General features: G+C 41.1%; 12 protein-coding genes and 1 riboswitch. Of the genes, 10 read left to right on the top strand and 2 right to left on the bottom strand.

All coding sequences use genetic code 11. The features are described 5' to 3' along the window. Positions 1-186 precede the first annotated feature (186 nt). The 3 genes from NQ503_RS15485 to NQ503_RS15475 are packed head-to-tail and all read left to right on the top strand — an operon-like array spanning position 187 to position 4,020. Entirely contained in the window at positions 187-1,953 is a 1,767-nt protein-coding gene (locus tag NQ503_RS15485; protein WP_005423291.1) for a serine/threonine protein kinase, read from the top strand. A 13-nt stretch (positions 1,954-1,966) separates the two neighbouring features. After that, the gene (locus NQ503_RS15480; protein WP_005423292.1) at positions 1,967-2,791 is read left to right on the top strand and encodes a PP2C family protein-serine/threonine phosphatase; all 825 of its coding nucleotides are present in this window, start codon (positions 1,967-1,969) and stop codon (positions 2,789-2,791) included. Next, entirely contained in the window at positions 2,791-4,020 is a 1,230-nt protein-coding gene (locus tag NQ503_RS15475) for a hypothetical protein (protein WP_005423293.1), read from the top strand. The genes NQ503_RS15480 and NQ503_RS15475 overlap by 1 nt, the downstream gene beginning before the upstream one ends. Before the next feature lie 56 nt (positions 4,021-4,076). Here NQ503_RS15475 and NQ503_RS15470 read toward each other — a convergent pair whose 3' ends face one another. Beyond that, complete coding sequence (locus tag NQ503_RS15470) at positions 4,077-5,147, bottom strand: serine hydrolase (protein ID WP_005423294.1); 1,071 nt, start codon at positions 5,145-5,147, stop codon at positions 4,077-4,079. 66 nt (positions 5,148-5,213) lie between these two features. Next, complete coding sequence (locus NQ503_RS15465; protein ID WP_005423297.1) at positions 5,214-5,543, bottom strand: hypothetical protein; 330 nt, start codon at positions 5,541-5,543, stop codon at positions 5,214-5,216. Between the two features lie 272 nt (positions 5,544-5,815). Here NQ503_RS15465 and rpsL point away from each other — a divergent pair, with 272 nt between their 5' ends. From rpsL to NQ503_RS15430, 7 genes are all read left to right on the top strand, one after another. Beyond that, on the top strand, positions 5,816-6,232 hold the full coding sequence (gene rpsL, locus NQ503_RS15460; RefSeq protein WP_005423305.1) for a 30S ribosomal protein S12: 417 nt from the start codon (positions 5,816-5,818) through the stop codon (positions 6,230-6,232). Between the two features lie 169 nt (positions 6,233-6,401). Continuing rightward, positions 6,402-6,872, top strand: a complete 471-nt coding sequence (gene rpsG / locus NQ503_RS15455; RefSeq protein ID WP_044925146.1) for a 30S ribosomal protein S7 — start codon at positions 6,402-6,404, stop codon at positions 6,870-6,872. Positions 6,873-6,890: 18 nt separating this feature from the next. Then, positions 6,891-9,014: an elongation factor G gene (gene fusA / locus NQ503_RS15450; protein ID WP_227190170.1), complete on the top strand. Its 2,124-nt coding sequence runs from the start codon at positions 6,891-6,893 to the stop codon at positions 9,012-9,014. Between the two features lie 118 nt (positions 9,015-9,132). Next, on the top strand, positions 9,133-10,326 hold the full coding sequence (gene tuf / locus NQ503_RS15445; protein ID WP_005423313.1) for an elongation factor Tu: 1,194 nt from the start codon (positions 9,133-9,135) through the stop codon (positions 10,324-10,326). 582 nt (positions 10,327-10,908) lie between these two features. After that, a riboswitch (cyclic di-GMP riboswitch) is annotated at positions 10,909-10,984 on the top strand. 99 nt (positions 10,985-11,083) lie between these two features. Next, positions 11,084-12,928, top strand: a complete 1,845-nt coding sequence (locus tag NQ503_RS15440; RefSeq protein WP_044925170.1) for an ABC transporter substrate-binding protein — start codon at positions 11,084-11,086, stop codon at positions 12,926-12,928. Positions 12,929-13,074: 146 nt separating this feature from the next. Beyond that, positions 13,075-15,237, top strand: a complete 2,163-nt coding sequence (locus NQ503_RS15435) for an ATP-binding protein (protein ID WP_044925152.1) — start codon at positions 13,075-13,077, stop codon at positions 15,235-15,237. A 263-nt stretch (positions 15,238-15,500) separates the two neighbouring features. Beyond that, positions 15,501-18,329, top strand: a complete 2,829-nt coding sequence (locus NQ503_RS15430; RefSeq protein WP_005423322.1) for a transporter substrate-binding domain-containing protein — start codon at positions 15,501-15,503, stop codon at positions 18,327-18,329. The last annotated feature ends 40 nt before the right edge of the window (positions 18,330-18,369 follow it).

Genomic DNA, 18,369 nt, shown 5'->3' with positions numbered 1-18,369 from the left:
CCCCTGACCATTTTGGTGGTCGGGGGATTTTTATATGGAAAAATATAAATATTGTATGAAAAAAACTGGAAGAATATCGAAAATTACAGACATGGATTTATTTGCATGCTATAATGAAGCTAATTAATATTTAAAATAAATAAAAAACTCTGAAATATAGGAGATTACCGGGAAAGGAGGGGGAAGATGGATAAGCAACTGCCGGTTTCTGTATGGCCGGAATGGAAGATTACAGAAAAGATTGGAGAAGGATCTTTCGGTAAAGTTTATAAAGCTTGTCGAAGTGAGCAGGGAACGACATTTTATTCTGCGATTAAAGTTATCACGATTCCCTCAAATCCCGGGGAATTAAGCAGCGTTCGTTCTGAAAGCCCGAATGAACAGTCAGTGAAAGAATATTTTCAGGGACTTGTTGATGAATGTATTCAGGAAGTCAGTACCATGGAATATTTCAGAGGAAATTCTCATGTGGTTTCTGTTGAAGATTATAAAGTAGTAGAATATCTGGATGACATTGGATGGGATATTTATATCCGGATGGAATATCTGACCAGCTTTATGGAATATTGTGCAGGACGCGCACTTTCGGAAGATGATGTGCTCCGCCTTGGTATTGATCTGTGTAAAGCATTGGAATACTGTCAATGTCAGAATATTATTCACAGAGATATCAAACCTGAAAATATTTTTGTATCCAGGTTTGGAGAATTTAAACTTGGAGACTTTGGTATTGCCCGTGAACTGGAACGCACTATGAGCGGACTTTCAAAGAAGGGTACCTATTCTTATATGGCTCCGGAAATGTATAAAGGTGAAGCTTATGATTCAAGAGTAGACATTTATTCGCTTGGAATTGTTTTATACAAACTTCGGAATCACAACAGACTTCCGTTTATCAGCCTGGAAAAACAGCTGATTACATACAGAGATAAAGAAAATGCTTTGAATAAACGTATGGCCGGGGAGAAACTCCCTAGACCGGCAGAAGCAGGCGATGCGTTTGCGGAGGTGATTCTCAAAGCATGTGCGTTTGACCGGGAAGAACGTTATGCCAATGCAGTGGAATTTCGTGAAGCATTGGAGAGAGTAAAAACAGGAAGTTCATCTGCAAAAACAGCGCATGTACGTAAAACGCAGGAGCTTGAACATGCACCGGGGAAAATAAATCCACAGAAGGTGCAGCACAAATCTCAGCAAAGAACGCCACAGAAAGACCGAAAACAAGCAATCCAGCAGTCCCAAATGAAAGCAGAGACAGAAGGGACAGTGATTGTACGCAAAAACAATCAGGAAAGACCGCTATCAGCAAAAAAAGCCAAAAAGAGAGCAAAAAAGAAATTTGAGCCACTGGTTGCTGCGGTTATTATCATGTTTGCTGCAGTCTGTGTGATCGTGGGTGTATTTATCTGGCTTTTGAGGGAAAATGCGGAACTGCAGCGTTTGAAACAGTCTGTAACGGAAACTGTTCAGACTGCAGAAAGTAAGCAGTTGCAGGAGACACTGGAAAAAATACAGACGCAGGCAACAGAGATCAGTGATAATCTGAATGATTACAGCTGGATCGGTTCAGAAGAGGATGGAAAGATCAGCTACCTGAAACAGCTGGATGATGGCAGCTGGCAGGTAAGGAAGATCCTTATCTATCCATCCCTTTCGAAGGATAATCAGTATGAAGAATACTATTACTGGAAGAATGAACTGTTTTTTGCATATATTTGGTCAGACAGCAGTACATCCGGAGATATAAAAGAAGGACAGCAGAAAATAGACCGTTATTATTATGATGATGGAAAGCTTGTCCGATGGATTGATGAAAATAACCGTTGTCATGACAATGAGACAAATAATGATGAATACGTCAGCAGAGGCGAAAAGTATCTGAATCGTGCAGAGGAATATAAGAATGAACTGAATCTTTCTTCAGACAGCAGCTCAGAAAATTCAGCATCATAAGAAAGGACGGAATATGGCCTATCAGATTGAATATGCATATACATGCCATATAGGAAAAATCCGCAATAATAATGAAGATAATTTCTGGTGCTGCGGTGATAGTCTGGAGGCTCAGAATCAGGGAATGAGCCATATTCGAAGCGGATATATGAAACAATCGGAATATCCGCTGCTTGCTGTTTTTGATGGCATGGGAGGTGAGAGCTGTGGCGAGATGGCTGCTTTTCTTGCGGCAGAAGCCTGTGGCGAACATTTTAAAACTGCAAAAGATGGAATACGGAATGATCCGGAAGAATTCCTGAATGAAATCTGTGAAAGTATGAATCAGGCTATCTGCGATTACGGCAGGACAAATAAGATCAACAGCATGGGAACAACGGCAGCATTACTTGCCTTTGCAGAAGATGCTGTTTATAGCTGCAATCTTGGAGACAGCCGGATCTATAAATCAGACCGTGAGAAATTTTATCAGATTTCACAAGACCACGTCCTGGGGCGCAGTTTGTTTGGAAAGGCACCATTAACACAGTATCTTGGGATGGAAGAAGAAAATCTGCAGCTGGAACCGTCGATCAGCAGGCAGGAAATTAAAATAGGGGATCGCTTCCTGCTTTGTTCTGATGGAATCACAGATATGCTTTCAGACGGAGAAATCGCGGATATACTCAGCAGGGATATTCCAGTGGCAAAAACCGTAGAGATTCTCGTGGACAGAGCTCTGAAAAAGGGTGGAAGAGATAATATTACAGTTGTTTTATGTGAGATCATGGAGCAGCCACGCAATATGTTCAGACGAGTGTTAAATTGGTTTCACAGGCAGAATGAGGGTGATATATAATGAAAAACAGAATGCAGGATCTTGATTTTGAGCAGACAGTGGCATTTGATTCTGTAAAAGACTTTGAATTTACGAGAAAAGCTGCACAGAGATTTCGTCAGGTTGTCAGTCTGGATGGCTTTGAGGATGAGGATGCAGATGTTATTTTTCATTATTTATATAAAGAAATGGAACTCGTGTCTTTTGGAGATCATCTGAAACGTTATATTTATGAACGTGCAGGATTGGAAGAACCTTATAACGAAGTCACACAGGATATTTACAGAGATATTGTGATCGAATCATTTCATGAGACTTGTACACCGAAATCTATGAATCCAACTTCGACAAAACTGACATCGTTGGTAAATAACTGGCTGACACAGGCTTCGGTAAAAAGAGAAACTGTTTTTTTATTGGGTTTTGGATTGCGCATGAGTGCAGAAGATGTATCCGATTTTCTGACAAGGGTTTTGCGGGAACAGGATTTTGATTTCCATAATCCGGATGAGGTAATCTACTGGTACTGTTATTCGCAGCAGCTTGGTTATCATAGGGCAGAAGAACTTAAGAAACGCTATGAAGAGCTGGAACCAGATGAGAGTTATACAGAAGCTCCACAGGTTTATTCGGGAAAAATCTGTCTTGATACAGAGGATAAACTGCTTCGTTATCTGGCGTATGTGAAAGTTGGAGCAGATGATCCGATGTCCGAGAAAAGTCAGGCCTATCAGGAATTTGTCCGTCTCCTTACTCATGCAAAAGAAATCATCGCGAAGATGTATCAGGGGGATGAGGTGGAAAAATCCCGCAATAAGGTGTGGAATATTTCAGATATTACGGATTCAGATGTGGAAAAAGTTATCTGCAGTGGAATTCCTGTAAATAAAATGGGAAATCTTAAAAAGATGTCGGCATCTATTCTGGCGAAACATTTCAGTCAGAAGCGATTCAGCAGACAGAGAATCAACAGTATATTGAATCATAAATTTCCAGTAGAGCGCTTTGATCTGATTACATTAGAGTTCTTTATCATTTCACAGGAGATGCAGGATGATGATCCGTATAATCGTTATCATCATTTTCTTGAGGAGATTCAGGAAATTCTTAAGAAATGCGGAATGAGTGAGATCTACATAGTAAATCCATATGAATGTTTTTTGCTGATGTGTCTTTTGACAGATTGTCCGCTTGCTGTTTTTGCGGATATCTGGGAAATGTCATATGAGGAAGATAAGCAAGAAGAATAAGAAAAACCTGTCAGACCGAAAATTCGGAATGACAGGTTTTTTGCTGTGAAAAATGATCATTCGTTGTAATAACCATAGATCAGACGAGCATCCTGTGCGATTACTGCCTGTGCTTCACTACTGTCGGTGAGATCCTGCGACATAAAGCAGACAACCAGATCGATGTTTTTGGCGGTATTGTAAATGATTCCGGCATCATTTTCGACATCATCCAACTCTCCGGTTTTGTTGGCAACTTTTACTCCATCTGGAAGGTTGGCAGGAATTTTATTTCTGCGCTGCTGCATTTTGAGAAGAGAATACATTGCATCTGTATGCGCAAGAGTGGATTTGGCAGTGCCGGCATTGCTCTGATAGATTTCCTTCAGAAAATGACCGCAATCACTGACGGAAGTGTAATTATCACCATATTCATTACTCTGGAGAAGGAGACGTCCCATTGAAGTGCTGGAGTATCCATGAGAAGCACAAAATGCATTCACAGCACGCATACCGGTTTCATCATCGCCATCACCAAGCATATTTACAAGTTTATTTGCCGCATCGTTATCACTTACGGTAATCATTGAATTCAAATAACTGTTCAGTGTATCAGCACCATAAGTTTCGGAGAGAGATTCATAATTTTCGTAAACAGTACCCATAATAAAAAGTTTGATCAGACTGGCAGCCTGCATGGGCTGATCGTCAATCACACCTTCTGTATTTTTCATAAGGTTGCATACATATACGGACCAGGTGCCATTGTTCTGAGGAAGGAGCGGTTTAATCTGAGCGAGAAGACTGTTCAGACTTTCGTCAGTGGAAGACTCAGAAGAATGGGAAGGAGAAATAGTCCCTTCTTCCTGTACATCCTGTGAAGAATCAACGGAGGAATCTGTTTCAGAATCATTTGAGGATTCCAGTTGATCGTTCAGACTACCTAGTTCCTTTGCCTGACTGATCAGTTCTGCTGATGTATCAGAAATTTCCTGTACTGTATTCTGGAGATCAGTGACTTTTGAACGGAGAGAAGCAAGATCCTGAAAAGAGTAGAGTGTCAGCCCGCCAAGTGCGAGAATGACAAGCGCGAGGATGATGATGATCGTATAAAGAAGAAATGGCTTTTTGTGCTTGCTATTTTTCATTATATAAATCCTTTCTGTATGTAAGAGTTCTTTCTATAGTAAATATCTTATAAAATATCTCTGGAATCAGCTGTGGTCCTGACTGAAAACGGAAGTGACAGCTTCGGATGACTCCTGAGTATCGCGATGCTCCTGCACAGCAGTCTGCCGACCGGAAGCTTTTTGCTGGCGATAATTCAGAAGATCTTTTTTTTCTTTGACAGCGGATGAAAAAGAAGTTTGTGCGTCGTTTAACGCCTGCTGTTTGTCTTTTACCTGGGAAATGAAAGCATCAAGGCTTTGCTCAGTATCCGAAATTTGTTGTCTGGCCTGGATTCCCATGAAAAAGATACCGGCAATAAAGAAGATCACGGTAATGATAAGCAGGATAACAGATGGGGTGATTTTGTTTTTCATAAAAAATCCTTTCCTATATTATAGATGTAAACAAATAAAGTGAAAATTACTTTTTTTTATTATAAGCAGAGATGTCTTAAAATGCAATAATAAGGATTTCGTAAAATAACGAAAAAATCCTGTAAAATGCCTTGACAGCTGCATTTTTACGGGATATAATGAGCAAGCGTGCAACAGGAACGCTGTTTTTTTGTGCGCAATATTCATTTGACAATAGCAACCGCGCTACCCCATGACTAACCATGGAGAAAATAATCGGGAGGTGAAATGGAATGCCAACATTCAACCAGTTAGTAAGAAAAGGACGTCAGACAGCTGTAAAGAAATCTACAGCACCGGCTCTGCAGAGAACATTCAACTCTTTAAGAAAGAAAGCTGTTGAACAGTCTGCACCACAGAAACGTGGAGTTTGTACAGCAGTTAAAACTGCAACACCTAAAAAACCTAACTCAGCTCTTAGAAAGATTGCCAGAGTTCGTCTTTCCAATGGAATCGAAGTAACAAGCTATATCCCAGGAGAAGGTCACAACCTTCAGGAACATAGTGTAGTTCTTATCCGTGGTGGACGTGTTAAGGACTTACCTGGTACCAGATACCACATCATCAGAGGTACACTGGATACTGCAGGTGTAGCTAACAGAAAACAGGCCCGCTCCAAATATGGTGCTAAGAGACCTAAAAAGAAATAAAGTAGAAAAAAGTAATCAATCGAAGATTCACTTATAACTATAAATATTGTACGGTATTCCATATACCCTGTCGGTTGCGGGTTAAATATAGGACTTTACCAGTGCGAACACCTTAGTTTTAATAGTGAGTACCGATGATTTAATCATTTTGATTAAGGAGGGAAGTAACGTGCCACGTAAAGGACATACTCAGAAAAGAGACGTTCTGGCAGACCCGATGTACAACAATAAAGTGGTTACCAAACTTATCAACAACATCATGTTAGATGGTAAGAAAGGTGTCGCTCAGAAGATTGTATACGGCGCTTTCGCTAGAATTGAAGAAAAAGCTGGCAAACCAGCTATCGAAGTTTTTGAAGAGGCTATGAACAACATCATGCCACTTCTCGAGGTAAAAGCAAGACGTATCGGTGGTGCTACTTACCAGGTTCCGATCGAGGTAAGAGCAGACAGACGTCAGGCACTGGCTCTTCGCTGGCTCACCACATATTCTCGTAAAAGAGGCGAGAAGACTATGGAGGAGAGACTTGCAAACGAGCTTCTGGATGCAATGAACAACACAGGCGCATCTGTTAAGAAGAAAGAAGATATGCACAAGATGGCTGAAGCAAATAAAGCATTTGCTCACTATCGTTTCTAATCAAGGAGGAAAATCCAATTGGCTGGAAAAGAAGGTAGAGAATACCCGCTTGAGCGTACCAGAAACATTGGTATCATGGCTCATATCGATGCAGGTAAGACAACTCTTACAGAACGTATCCTTTATTATACAGGTGTCAACTACAAAATCGGTGATACTCATGAAGGTACCGCAACAATGGACTGGATGGAGCAGGAGCAGGAGAGAGGTATCACAATTACTTCCGCTGCTACAACATGTCACTGGACTCTGCAGGATCACTGCAAGAAGAAACCAGGTGCTCTGGAACATCGTATCAACATCATTGATACTCCAGGACACGTAGACTTCACCGTAGAGGTTGAGCGTTCACTCCGTGTACTTGACGGCGCTGTCGGCGTCTTCTGTGCAAAGGGTGGTGTAGAACCTCAGTCAGAAAACGTATGGCGTCAGGCTGACACTTACAATGTACCGCGTATGGCATTCATCAACAAGATGGATATCCTCGGTGCAAACTTCTACAATGCTGTAGATCAGATCAAGACTCGTCTTGGTAAAAACGCTATCTGCTTACAGCTTCCAATCGGAAAAGAAGATGAATTCAAAGGTATCATCGACCTTTTCGAAATGCAGGCTTATATCTACAATGATGAGAAAGGTGAAGACATTTCCATCACAGATATTCCGGAAGATATGAAGGAAGAAGCAGAACTTTATCATACAGAACTCGTAGAGAAAATCTGCGAACTGGATGACGATTTAATGATGGAATATCTGGAAGGTGAAGAACCGTCTAATGAAAAATTAAAAGCAGTTCTTCGTAAAGCTACTTGTGAATGTACAGCTGTACCGGTATGCTGCGGTACTGCATACAGAAACAAGGGTGTTCAGAAACTTCTGGATGCAATCATTGAATACATGCCTGCTCCAACAGACATTCCTCCAATCGAGGGTGTTGACCTAGATGGAAACCCGATCGTGAGACATTCTTCTGATGAAGAACCATTCTCTGCTCTGGCATTTAAGATTATGACAGACCCATTTGTTGGTAAACTGGCATACTTCCGTGTATACTCCGGTACCATGAACTCTGGTTCTTATGTACTTAACGCTACTAAGGACAAGAAAGAACGTGTTGGACGTATCCTTCAGATGCATGCTAACAAACGTATGGAACTGGATAAAGTATATTCAGGAGATATCGCAGCAGCAATCGGTTTCAAATTCACCACAACTGGTGATACAATCTGTGATGACCAGCACCCGGTAATCCTTGAATCCATGGAATTCCCGGAACCGGTTATCGAACTTGCAATCGAGCCTAAGACAAAAGCCGGCCAGGGTAAACTTGGTGAAGCTCTTGCAAAACTGGCAGAAGAAGACCCGACATTCCGTGCACATACAAATCAGGAAACAGGTCAGACAATCATCGCTGGTATGGGTGAGCTGCATCTGGAAATCATCGTTGACCGTCTGCTTCGTGAATTCAAAGTAGAGGCTAACGTAGGTGCTCCTCAGGTTGCATACAAAGAGACTATTACTAAGGCCGTAGACATCGACAGCAAATATGCTAAACAGTCTGGTGGTCGTGGACAGTATGGTCACTGTAAAGTTAAATTCGAGCCTATGGATGCCAACGGTGAAGAACTGTACAAGTTCGAATCCACTGTTGTTGGTGGTGCTATTCCGAAGGAATACATCCCGGCTGTTGGCGAAGGTATCGAAGAAGCTATGAAAGCTGGTATCCTGGGTGGATTCCCGGTAGTCGGCGTTCATGCAAATGTATATGACGGTTCTTATCATGAAGTCGATTCCTCTGAAATGGCATTCCACATTGCAGGTTCCCTTGCATTCAAGGATGCTATGCAGAAAGCAGCTCCGATTCTTCTTGAGCCTATCATGAGAGTCGAAGTTACTACTCCGGAAGATTACATGGGTGATGTTATCGGTGATATCAACTCCCGTCGTGGTCGTATCGAGGGTATGGATGACATCGGCGGTGGTAAGATGATCCGTGGATTCGTTCCGCTTTCCGAAATGTTCGGATACGCAACAGACCTCCGTTCCAGAACTCAGGGACGTGGTAACTACTCCATGTTCTTCGAGAAATACGAACAGGTTCCGAAGTCCGTTCAGGAAAAGATTCTTTCTAAGAAAGACTGATAAATGTAAAAAAGCTTGCAAATATCCTTGATTTGCAATATAATCAAGGATAGCAAGTCAAAAACTGATAAAATGCTCTGAAAGAGAGAGCATAGTTTTTTAAGGAGGACATTTTAAAATGGCAAAGGCTAAGTTTGAGAGAACAAAACCGCATTGTAACATTGGTACCATCGGACACGTTGACCATGGTAAAACAACTTTAACAGCAGCTATCACAAAAGTTCTGGCTGAAAGAGTTCCAGGAAACACAGTTGAAAACTTCGAAGATATCGATAAAGCTCCAGAAGAAAGAGAGCGTGGTATCACAATTTCTACAGCACATGTTGAGTATCAGACAGAGCATAGACATTATGCACACGTTGACTGCCCAGGACATGCTGACTACGTTAAGAACATGATCACAGGTGCAGCTCAGATGGATGGTGCTATCCTCGTAGTTGCTGCTACAGATGGTGTTATGGCTCAGACAAAAGAGCACGTTCTTCTTGCTCGTCAGGTTGGTGTTCCGTACATCGTTGTATTCATGAACAAATGTGATATGGTAGATGATGACGAACTTCTTGAACTGGTTGAGATGGAAATTCGTGAACTTCTTTCCGAGTATGACTTCCCAGGAGATGACATTCCGGTTATCCAGGGATCTGCTCTTAAAGCTCTTGAAGATCCGGCTGGCCCATGGGGAGACAAGATCATGGAACTCATGAACGCAGTTGATGAGTATATTCCGGACCCACAGCGTGACACAGACAAACCGTTCGTTATGCCTGTAGAGGATGTATTCTCTATCACAGGACGTGGAACAGTTGCTACTGGTAGAGTAGAAGCTGGTGTTCTTCATGTATCTGAAGAAGTTGAAATCGTTGGTATCAAAGAAGAAACACGTAAAGTTGTTGTTACAGGAATCGAAATGTTCCGTAAACTTCTTGACGAAGCTCAGGCTGGTGATAACATCGGTGCTCTTCTTCGTGGTGTTCAGAGAAACGAAATCGAGCGTGGACAGGTTCTTGCTAAACCAGGAACACTTACATGCCATACAAAATTCACAGCTCAGGTTTACGTTCTGACAAAAGATGAAGGTGGACGTCATACTCCATTCTTCAACAACTATCGTCCACAGTTCTACTTCAGAACAACAGACGTAACAGGTGTTTGCAACCTTCCAGAAGGAACAGAAATGTGTATGCCTGGAGATAACATCGAAATGACAATCGAACTGATCCACCCAATCGCTATGAGCCAGGGTCTTACTTTCGCTATCCGTGAAGGTGGACGTACTGTAGGATCAGGACGTGTTGCTACAATTATCGAGTAATACAATCTGAATATAGATTTGTTATCGTAAGATAACTTGTGTCCAAACGTAAGATACCCCGGAACCGCAAGGTTTCCGGGGTTTTTCTGTTGCATAAAAAAGTTAAATAAATCGGAAAAGATAGGCCGGAGAGAGGAGCTGATTTGTGCTTCAAAATTTTATGTGACAAATGAAACAACCTATGATATTATAAAAACGATATAAACGAAAATGACTTTTGCGGAAACGAAAGTATCTTTATATTTTTTTTATCCGTATACTTCCTATTGCGGATAAAATAACATCTTTATGTGAAAAGCGTGACATTATCGCAGTTTTTTCAGGAAGGTAATTCAGAGAATCTGACAGAAAAACAGAAAGAAGTTCTAGGGATATGGAACGATCTGAGTACAAATGAGCAGGAAACAGTAATGTCAATGCTGCGTGGACTTCGGAAGTAGGAGAACAGTTCGAGTATATGTATGGGCTGTTCTTTTTTTGTTTTTGAACGTTAAAACGGTAATTTTTTTTCTTGTGCATAGTAGAACGTTAAAGTATAATAAAATCAGTTTTTTTGCATAAGTTTAAAAGTTATATCTATAATAAGGAAATCGGCAAACCAGATGAAAGTCTGGGACGCAAAGCTACAGGGCCTGTAAAATGGCAGCCAGTTGCATGAAATGAGGTGCACTGTCTGTCTGACGGTGCTTTTTTACGGTGTTATTTCGCAGATGTAACAATAATGATTTTATCAGGAAAGAATGAGGAAAATAAAAGTATGAAAAAGGCAAAACGTTGTCTGACAGCAGTGGTGTCAGGTGTACTTGTAGCATCTGCTGTCTTGTCTGGATGTGGACAGTCAAAGAAAGAAGTATCTAAAAATGATGATCATCTTACCGTTTATCTGTGGGAAAATCGTTTGATGAAAAATATTGCACCCTATATCCATGAACAGTTTTCTGATCAGGATATTGAATTTATTATTGGTAACAATGATACCGATTTATACAGTTATTTTAAAGAACATGATGAATTACCGGATATCATAACAGTACGTCGATTCTCCGGAACAGATGCACAGGACTTACAGCCTTATCTTATGGATTTTGCTTCTTATGATGTTGTTTCCAAGTATTATTCTTATGCGCTGCAATATTATAAGAATGCGGAGGATGAAATCCAGTGGCTGCCAATCTGTGGTATTCCGCAGACGATCATTGCCAACAAAACACTGTTTGATCAGTATGGAATTAAGATTCCGGAAAATTATGAGGAATATGTACAGGCATGTCAGCAGTTTTATGATAATGGCATAAAACCGTACTCCATGGATCTTGGTGAAGACTGGTCTAATAATGAGATCATCCAGGCGGCGGCAATCGGTGAGTTCACAAGCCTGGATGGTATTGAATGGCGAAACGGTGCAGAGACTGCATCGGATGAAGTAAAGTTTGATGATGCATTATGGAAACGTATTTTTTCAGAAACCAGCCAGTTTCTGAAAGACTCGCACTTTGGTAAAGAAGATATCAATATTGACGTCGATACAGGAATCCAGATGTTTGTCGAGGGAAAATCAGCAATGTTTCATGGACATCCGACGGTTATGCAGCAGCTGCAGAAACAGATGGATGCAGATCTGATCCGTATTCCTTACTTTTCACAGACATCGGATGAATCCTATGTGTACATGACTCCGTCCTTAAACATTGCATTTAACAAAAACCTGGAAAAAGACCGGGAGAAACTGGATACTGCACTGGATGTGCTGGATTGTATGATTTCAGAAAAGGGGCAAAAGCTGATTGCGGATGGAAGCGGTGTTATTTCATTGAATACAGATGTTCCAACCATGATGCAGGATGTGCCTGGACTGGAAGAGGAAATTAATAATAATGCTGTTTATATCCGATATTCCGCTCAAAAATCATTTGATGCAAGTCTTGAGGCTGTTCACGGATTACTGTCAGGGGAAATGGATGAAACACAGGCTTATGATACTTTTCGTAGTGTAATGAATCGTAAAGATCCAGAAGAAAAAGCAACGGTGAATTTTGAAAATGAATATTCCATTTCACTGAACGATAGAAATGGCCGTGATGCAGCATCTTCCATTTTAACTACGATCAGAGAAGAAAATGATGCACAGCTGGCTCTGGCGCCATATTATTATTTCACTTCCTCTATGTACAAAGGAGAATGCACCAGCAGCCGGGTTGGCATGATGACAGCGAAGAGTTCAGATACAGCATTATATGTTGCAAAAATCAATGGTAAACAGGTTTGTGAACTCGTGAAAAATTATCTCGCCGATGCGGATGAGAATTTTTACGTAACCAATAAATACGAATTACCAATTGCATCCGGTATGAAAATGATTGTCAATCAAGAGGAAAGTGGATGTTCGTTAAAGGACTTGACAGTTAATGATAAGAAAATAGACAAAGAAAAGGAATACTCTATTCTTCTTACAGACACCACAATGTCTGTATTGAAAAAAATAAATCCGAAATGTGAGATTGAGCAGCTTAAAGAGACAACATTATCAAGTGCATGGATTGAAGCAATGTCAAAAGGACAGCAGCCGTCAGCACCGGAAGACTATATAGAGGTTGAACAGTAAAAGTGGAGATAGAACAAACGGTAAATAAAAGAAAAAAAATAACAAGGCTGTTGCTTATACTACTTATGATTCTTTTAAGCTTAGGTTGTATCAAGTATCTGATAAGTAAGTCTAAGAAGTATATCAGCGAAAATGGAAAAAGCAGTATGGGAGCTGTTGTTGAACAGATACAGCAGACCTATGATCTTCAGGTGAGTGGATACTACAGCCAGCTGCAGTTGGTTGAGGAATTTTTACTTCATGAGAGGGAGCTGTCTCTTGAAACGGATGTGAACAAAAGTTTCTTTGAAGCATGGGAAAAAGAATCGGAAAGTACCCTTATATTCATTCAGGAGAATGGTCAGGCAATATCAGCACGTGGAACAAAAATGCGGATTGATATGCCAAGTAAACTTCTGCTGGACTTAAAGAATGGATACAATATTGGAAAACTGGTGCGTCTTGATTATGATCAGAAGAAAAAAGACGGTTATCTGGTTGCAATTCCATGTCAGGAATATACGATCAATGGGGAAACTTATACGGCAATTGGAACTGTGTATGATCATTCGAAACTGGATTCCATGTTAAAACTGAAAGGTTATGACGGGAAAGCATATTTGTTCATGCTGGATAATGACGGAAATATTACGTATACGAACCAGAGTGGAGATAAATACCAGCGTAATTATTCTTTGTTAAAACATTTAAAAGGGGAACAGGCCATTACAGAAGAAGAGGCTGATTGGTTCAAAAAGAAGTTTGATAACAGAGAATCCGGAGTTGCCCTTTTGGGAAAACAGAACCCCTATTATCTGGGGTATTGCCCGATAGAAAGCAACAACACCATTTTGGTATGCATTGTGGCAAAGGGAGTTGTTGACAATGTGCTGATGGATTACCAGAAAACGGTGCTGTTTACAACAATACTCATGGCAGGTTTTATACTTTTACTTTTTGCTGGATTATTCTACAGTATTTCCAGACTTAGTCTTGCAGATCAAAAAGCAGAATATGAAAAAAGAAAGAATGAACTTCATTTACAAACAATGAAGGAAATGGAAGTAGTCAATCAAAAACTGAAAAAGGCAAAGAACGTTGCAAAAGAGGCTTTACAGACAGCTGAAAATGCAAATAAGGCGAAAACGGATTTCCTGTCTAATATGTCACATGATATTCGCACACCTATGAATGCAATCATTGGTATCACGTCTTTGATCAGACATGATGCAGGTAATAAAGCAAAAGTTATAGAGTATGCAGATAAAATAGATAGTTCATCACAGCATCTGCTAGGAATTATTAATGATGTTCTGGATATGAGTAAGATTGAGGCAGGAAAAACAGTCTTCAAATATTCTGACTTTTCTATTCTGGATCTTGTACAGGAACTTGACACTATATTTCATACTCAAATATATGAAAAGCAGCAGACCCTTACAATCATAAAAGAAAATATTCAGCATGAGTGGGTGAATGGTGATCAGGTTCACCTGATGCAGATTTTCAGCAACCTGCTTTCCAATGCAGTGAAGTATACCCAGGAAGGTGGGAAAATTCAGTTCTTTGTAGAAGAATGTGAGACAAAGTCATCTGTCTATGCAAAGTACCGTTTCTTAGTTAGCGATAATGGTATGGGAATGTCGGCAGATTTCAAGGATACAATTTTTGATGCGTTTACCCGTGCGGAAAGTTCCCTTACAAATAAAATACAGGGAACCGGACTTGGAATGGCGATTACTAAGAATCTGGTTGAGGCAATGGGAGGTACCATTGATGTGGAGAGTGAATTGGGACAGGGAAGCTGTTTTGAGGTTCTCCTGGATCTGAAAATTGCAGAGGATAGAACGGTTGCTCTGGCGGCACAAGAAGAAACAGATGAGCAGGATGGTAATATCCTTCAGGGAATGAGATTTCTGTGTGCAGAGGATAATGAGCTGAACGCGGAGATCCTGATAGAACTGTTAAAGATTGAAGGTGCGGAATGTACCATCTGTGAAAATGGCGAAGAGATTTTGAAAGCATTTGAACAGTCTGTTCCAGGTGATTATGACATGATCCTGATGGATGTGCAGATGCCTGTTATGAATGGCTATGAGGCGACGAAGGCAATTCGCAGAAGTTCCCATGAACTGGCAAAGAAGATTCCGATCATTGCCATGACTGCCAATGCATTCTCAGAGGACATTCAGCATTCTCTGGCAGCCGGTATGAATGCACATATTTCAAAACCGGTTGAGATGAAGGTGCTGGAAAAAACAATCAGAAGTATAAAATCTGGTGGGGGGGTACAGAAATGCAGGCTACTGAACAGTGACAAATGGATTTGATGCGGCAGTGCAATTTTATCTCAGTCGAGAAGACTCCCACTTCTGCAAGTGGTGAGTAATAACAAGTCTTTCTCAGTGGGAGTACAATCTCCGACTGAGATAAACGCTCCGCGAGGATGTGCAGTGATTCTGAGAAGAATATGTCAGCTTTCGCTGACCAGAATCACGCACCAAGTCTCACGTGCGTTCGACTTGAATAAACCAGGAGGTTGACAAGGAGATGTATAGAGAAATATATTTGACAGACAGACAGGAGATTTAATATGATTTCGAGAGCAAAGAAATATGTGGCAGTGTTACTGGTTTTTGTATGCGTGTGTATGATATTTTCTCCCCAGACTGCATACGCAGCCGAGGACAGTTCGCAGCATGAAACTGTCAAAGTCGGTTTCTTTGCCATGGATGGTTATCATGTGATGGATGAAGAAGGCAACCGCAGCGGGTATGGCTATGATTTTCTTCGGCTGATGGCCCGTTATTGGGATGTAGATTACGAATATGTCGGATATGATAAGAGCTGGGATGATATGCAGCAGATGCTTGAAGATGGCGAGATTGACATGGTAACATCTGCCCGCAAAACACCGGACAGAGAAGAAAAGTTTGATTTTTCACGTCCAATCGGAACCAATTATGGGATGCTGACCGTCCGCAGTGACAACAGCACGATTGTGGACGGCAATTACAGCACTTACAACGGTATGCGTGTGGCGCTTTTGAACGGAAACACCCGGAATGAAGAGTTTGCGGATTTTGCAGGCAATAAAGGATTTACATATGATCCATTTTATTTTGATACGACCACAGAAATGGATGAAGCCCTTCAGAGCGAAAAAGTTGATGCGATTGTTACCAGTTCTCTGAGAAAAACAAACAATGAGCGAATCGTGGAGAAATTTGGCAGCAGCGATTTCTATGTCATTGTTAAAAAGGGCAATACAGAATTGCTGAATGAGATCAATTATGCGATCGATCAGATGAATGCGGTTGAGGGTGACTGGAAAACGACGCTTTACAATAAAAATTATGAAAGCATAGAAACTAAGAATCTGGAATATACGGAGAAAGAAAAAAGTATTATTTCACAGTATTCCAAGGACAACCCGCTTCATGTTCTGTGTGATCCGACCCGTTATCCATATTCTTATAATGAAAATGGTGAGATGAAGGGTATTATCCCGGATTACTTCCGGAAAATTGCAGACTATGCCGGGATTTCCTATGAGTTTCTTACACCTGCTACCAGAGATGAGTATATTGCCTATCAGAAAAATAAGGAAACCACAGATATGAGCATCGATGCGCGCCTGGAAACAGATAACTATGCTGAGACGAATAAATGGGGGATTACTGCACCTTTCATTACGATGCAGCTGGCAAGGGTGACACGGCGTGACTTTGATGGAAAAATTAATGTTGTTACTACTGTTGACCAGACAGCATCAAAGTCAATTGAAGATGCAATGGCACCCGGTGCAGAAAAACTGATGTGCAGTACCCGACAGGAAATGATGGAAGCTGTCCGTAAGGGTAAAGCAGATGCTGCCTTCGTCTACTATTACATGGCACAGGCGTTTGTGAACAGTGACACTACGGGCACCATGACATATACTCTGCTGGAACAGCCTACATTCACCTACCGCATGGTAATTTCATCAACTGAGAACCATGCACTGGCTGGTATTCTGACGAAAGCAATGTATGCCATGCCCCAAAATCTTGTTGAAGATCTTGCAGCACAGTATACCACATACAAAGCAACAGAGCTGACATTTGTTGACTGGATCCGTCTGCATCCTGTTGTTACTGTTTTGGTTCTTCTTATTTTAGGATGGCTGCTGACTATTATGGCTGCGACAATAGTGCGTCTCAGTGCAAGAAAAAAAGCTCAGAAGGCAGCCCAGAAGAAAGCTGAGGAAATGGCGGAACTGGCAGAGCATGCACAGGCTGCAAACAAGGCAAAAACAGCATTTCTGTCACATATGTCCCATGATATGAGGACACCGATGAATGCAATCATAGGATTTACCGGTATTGCAATGAAAAACAATCCGTCAGACGAAGTGAAAAATTGTCTGGAAAAGATTGACGAAAGCTCAGAGCATTTACTGTCGCTGATCAATGATGTATTAGATCTGACCCGCATCGAAAGTGGAAAAGTGAATTACAATCCGGTACCGGCGGATGTGAAAAACATTACAGATTCTGCATTGGATATTACAAAAGGTTTTCTTATGAACAGGGATATCAACTTTAAAATTCAGCGTGAGGAAGCAAAGATTCCAAATGTACTTGCGGATCCTGCACGCCTGCGCGATGTGCTGGTCAATATTCTGAGCAATGCCGTGAAATTCACTCCGGATGGAGGGACGATTACATTTGAAGCCCGGTGTCAGGAAAAGGGCGGGGATGGATATATAAATATGCGTTACCGCATTTCGGATACTGGTATTGGCATGAGTGAGGAATTTACAAAAGAAGTTTTTGAGGAATTTGCACAGGAAGATTCCGGTGTGAGAACGCAGTACCATGGAGTTGGACTGGGGATGGCTATCGTAAAGAAGTATGTAGATATGATGGGTGGGACCATTTCCGTGCATAGTAAAAAGCATGAGGGAACCACATTTACTGTGGATATTCCTTTGGAAATTACAGATAAGGAATGTAATAAATCAGACACAGGTATTTCTGAAAAGGTAAATCTTACAGGTGTGAATGTCCTTCTTGTAGAGGATAATGAACTGAATGCAGAGATTGCTGCCGTGCAGTTGGAAGAGTTCGAGATGAATGTAGAAAGAGCTGTGGATGGAAAGAATGCTGTTGAGATTTTCAGAAATCATCCGGAAGGCACATTTGATGTAATCCTGATGGATATCATGATGCCTGAAATGAATGGTTATGAAGCGGCAAAAGCAATCAGGGCAATGAATGACAGACCGGATGGAAAAAACATTCCTATTATAGCAATGACAGCTAATTCATTTGCAGAAGATGTTCAGGCATCACTGGATGCAGGAATGAACGCACATTTGTCAAAGCCGATTGTGATTGATGAAGTTATAAAAACGATTTTAAGGTATGTATATAATTGATTAGCAGAGGTTCATGAATTAGTGGAAGACAATTGACAGG

Origin of the sequence: Blautia obeum ATCC 29174 (genome assembly GCF_025147765.1) — a bacterium.
GTDB classification, from domain to species: domain Bacteria; phylum Bacillota; class Clostridia; order Lachnospirales; family Lachnospiraceae; genus Blautia_A; species Blautia_A obeum.
Note: the sequence above shows the minus strand (reverse complement) of the source record. Positions and strands in the feature narration are given on the sequence as shown.

Bases quoted from the DNA above. Each gene is read 5' to 3' on its own strand.
- NQ503_RS15440 (WP_044925170.1), top strand. From the start codon at position 11,084: ATGAAAAAGGCAAAACGTTGTCTGACAGCAGTGGTGTCAGGTGTACTT.
- NQ503_RS15430 (WP_005423322.1), top strand. From the start codon at position 15,501: ATGATTTCGAGAGCAAAGAAATATGTGGCAGTGTTACTGGTTTTTGTA.
- NQ503_RS15470 (WP_005423294.1), bottom strand. From the start codon at position 5,147: ATGAAAAATAGCAAGCACAAAAAGCCATTTCTTCTTTATACGATCATC.
- NQ503_RS15485 (WP_005423291.1), top strand. From the start codon at position 187: ATGGATAAGCAACTGCCGGTTTCTGTATGGCCGGAATGGAAGATTACA.
- rpsL (WP_005423305.1), top strand. From the start codon at position 5,816: ATGCCAACATTCAACCAGTTAGTAAGAAAAGGACGTCAGACAGCTGTA.
- NQ503_RS15435 (WP_044925152.1), top strand. From the start codon at position 13,075: ATGGGAGCTGTTGTTGAACAGATACAGCAGACCTATGATCTTCAGGTG.
- NQ503_RS15465 (WP_005423297.1), bottom strand. From the start codon at position 5,543: ATGAAAAACAAAATCACCCCATCTGTTATCCTGCTTATCATTACCGTG.
- tuf (WP_005423313.1), top strand. From the start codon at position 9,133: ATGGCAAAGGCTAAGTTTGAGAGAACAAAACCGCATTGTAACATTGGT.
- NQ503_RS15475 (WP_005423293.1), top strand. From the start codon at position 2,791: ATGAAAAACAGAATGCAGGATCTTGATTTTGAGCAGACAGTGGCATTT.
- NQ503_RS15480 (WP_005423292.1), top strand. From the start codon at position 1,967: ATGGCCTATCAGATTGAATATGCATATACATGCCATATAGGAAAAATC.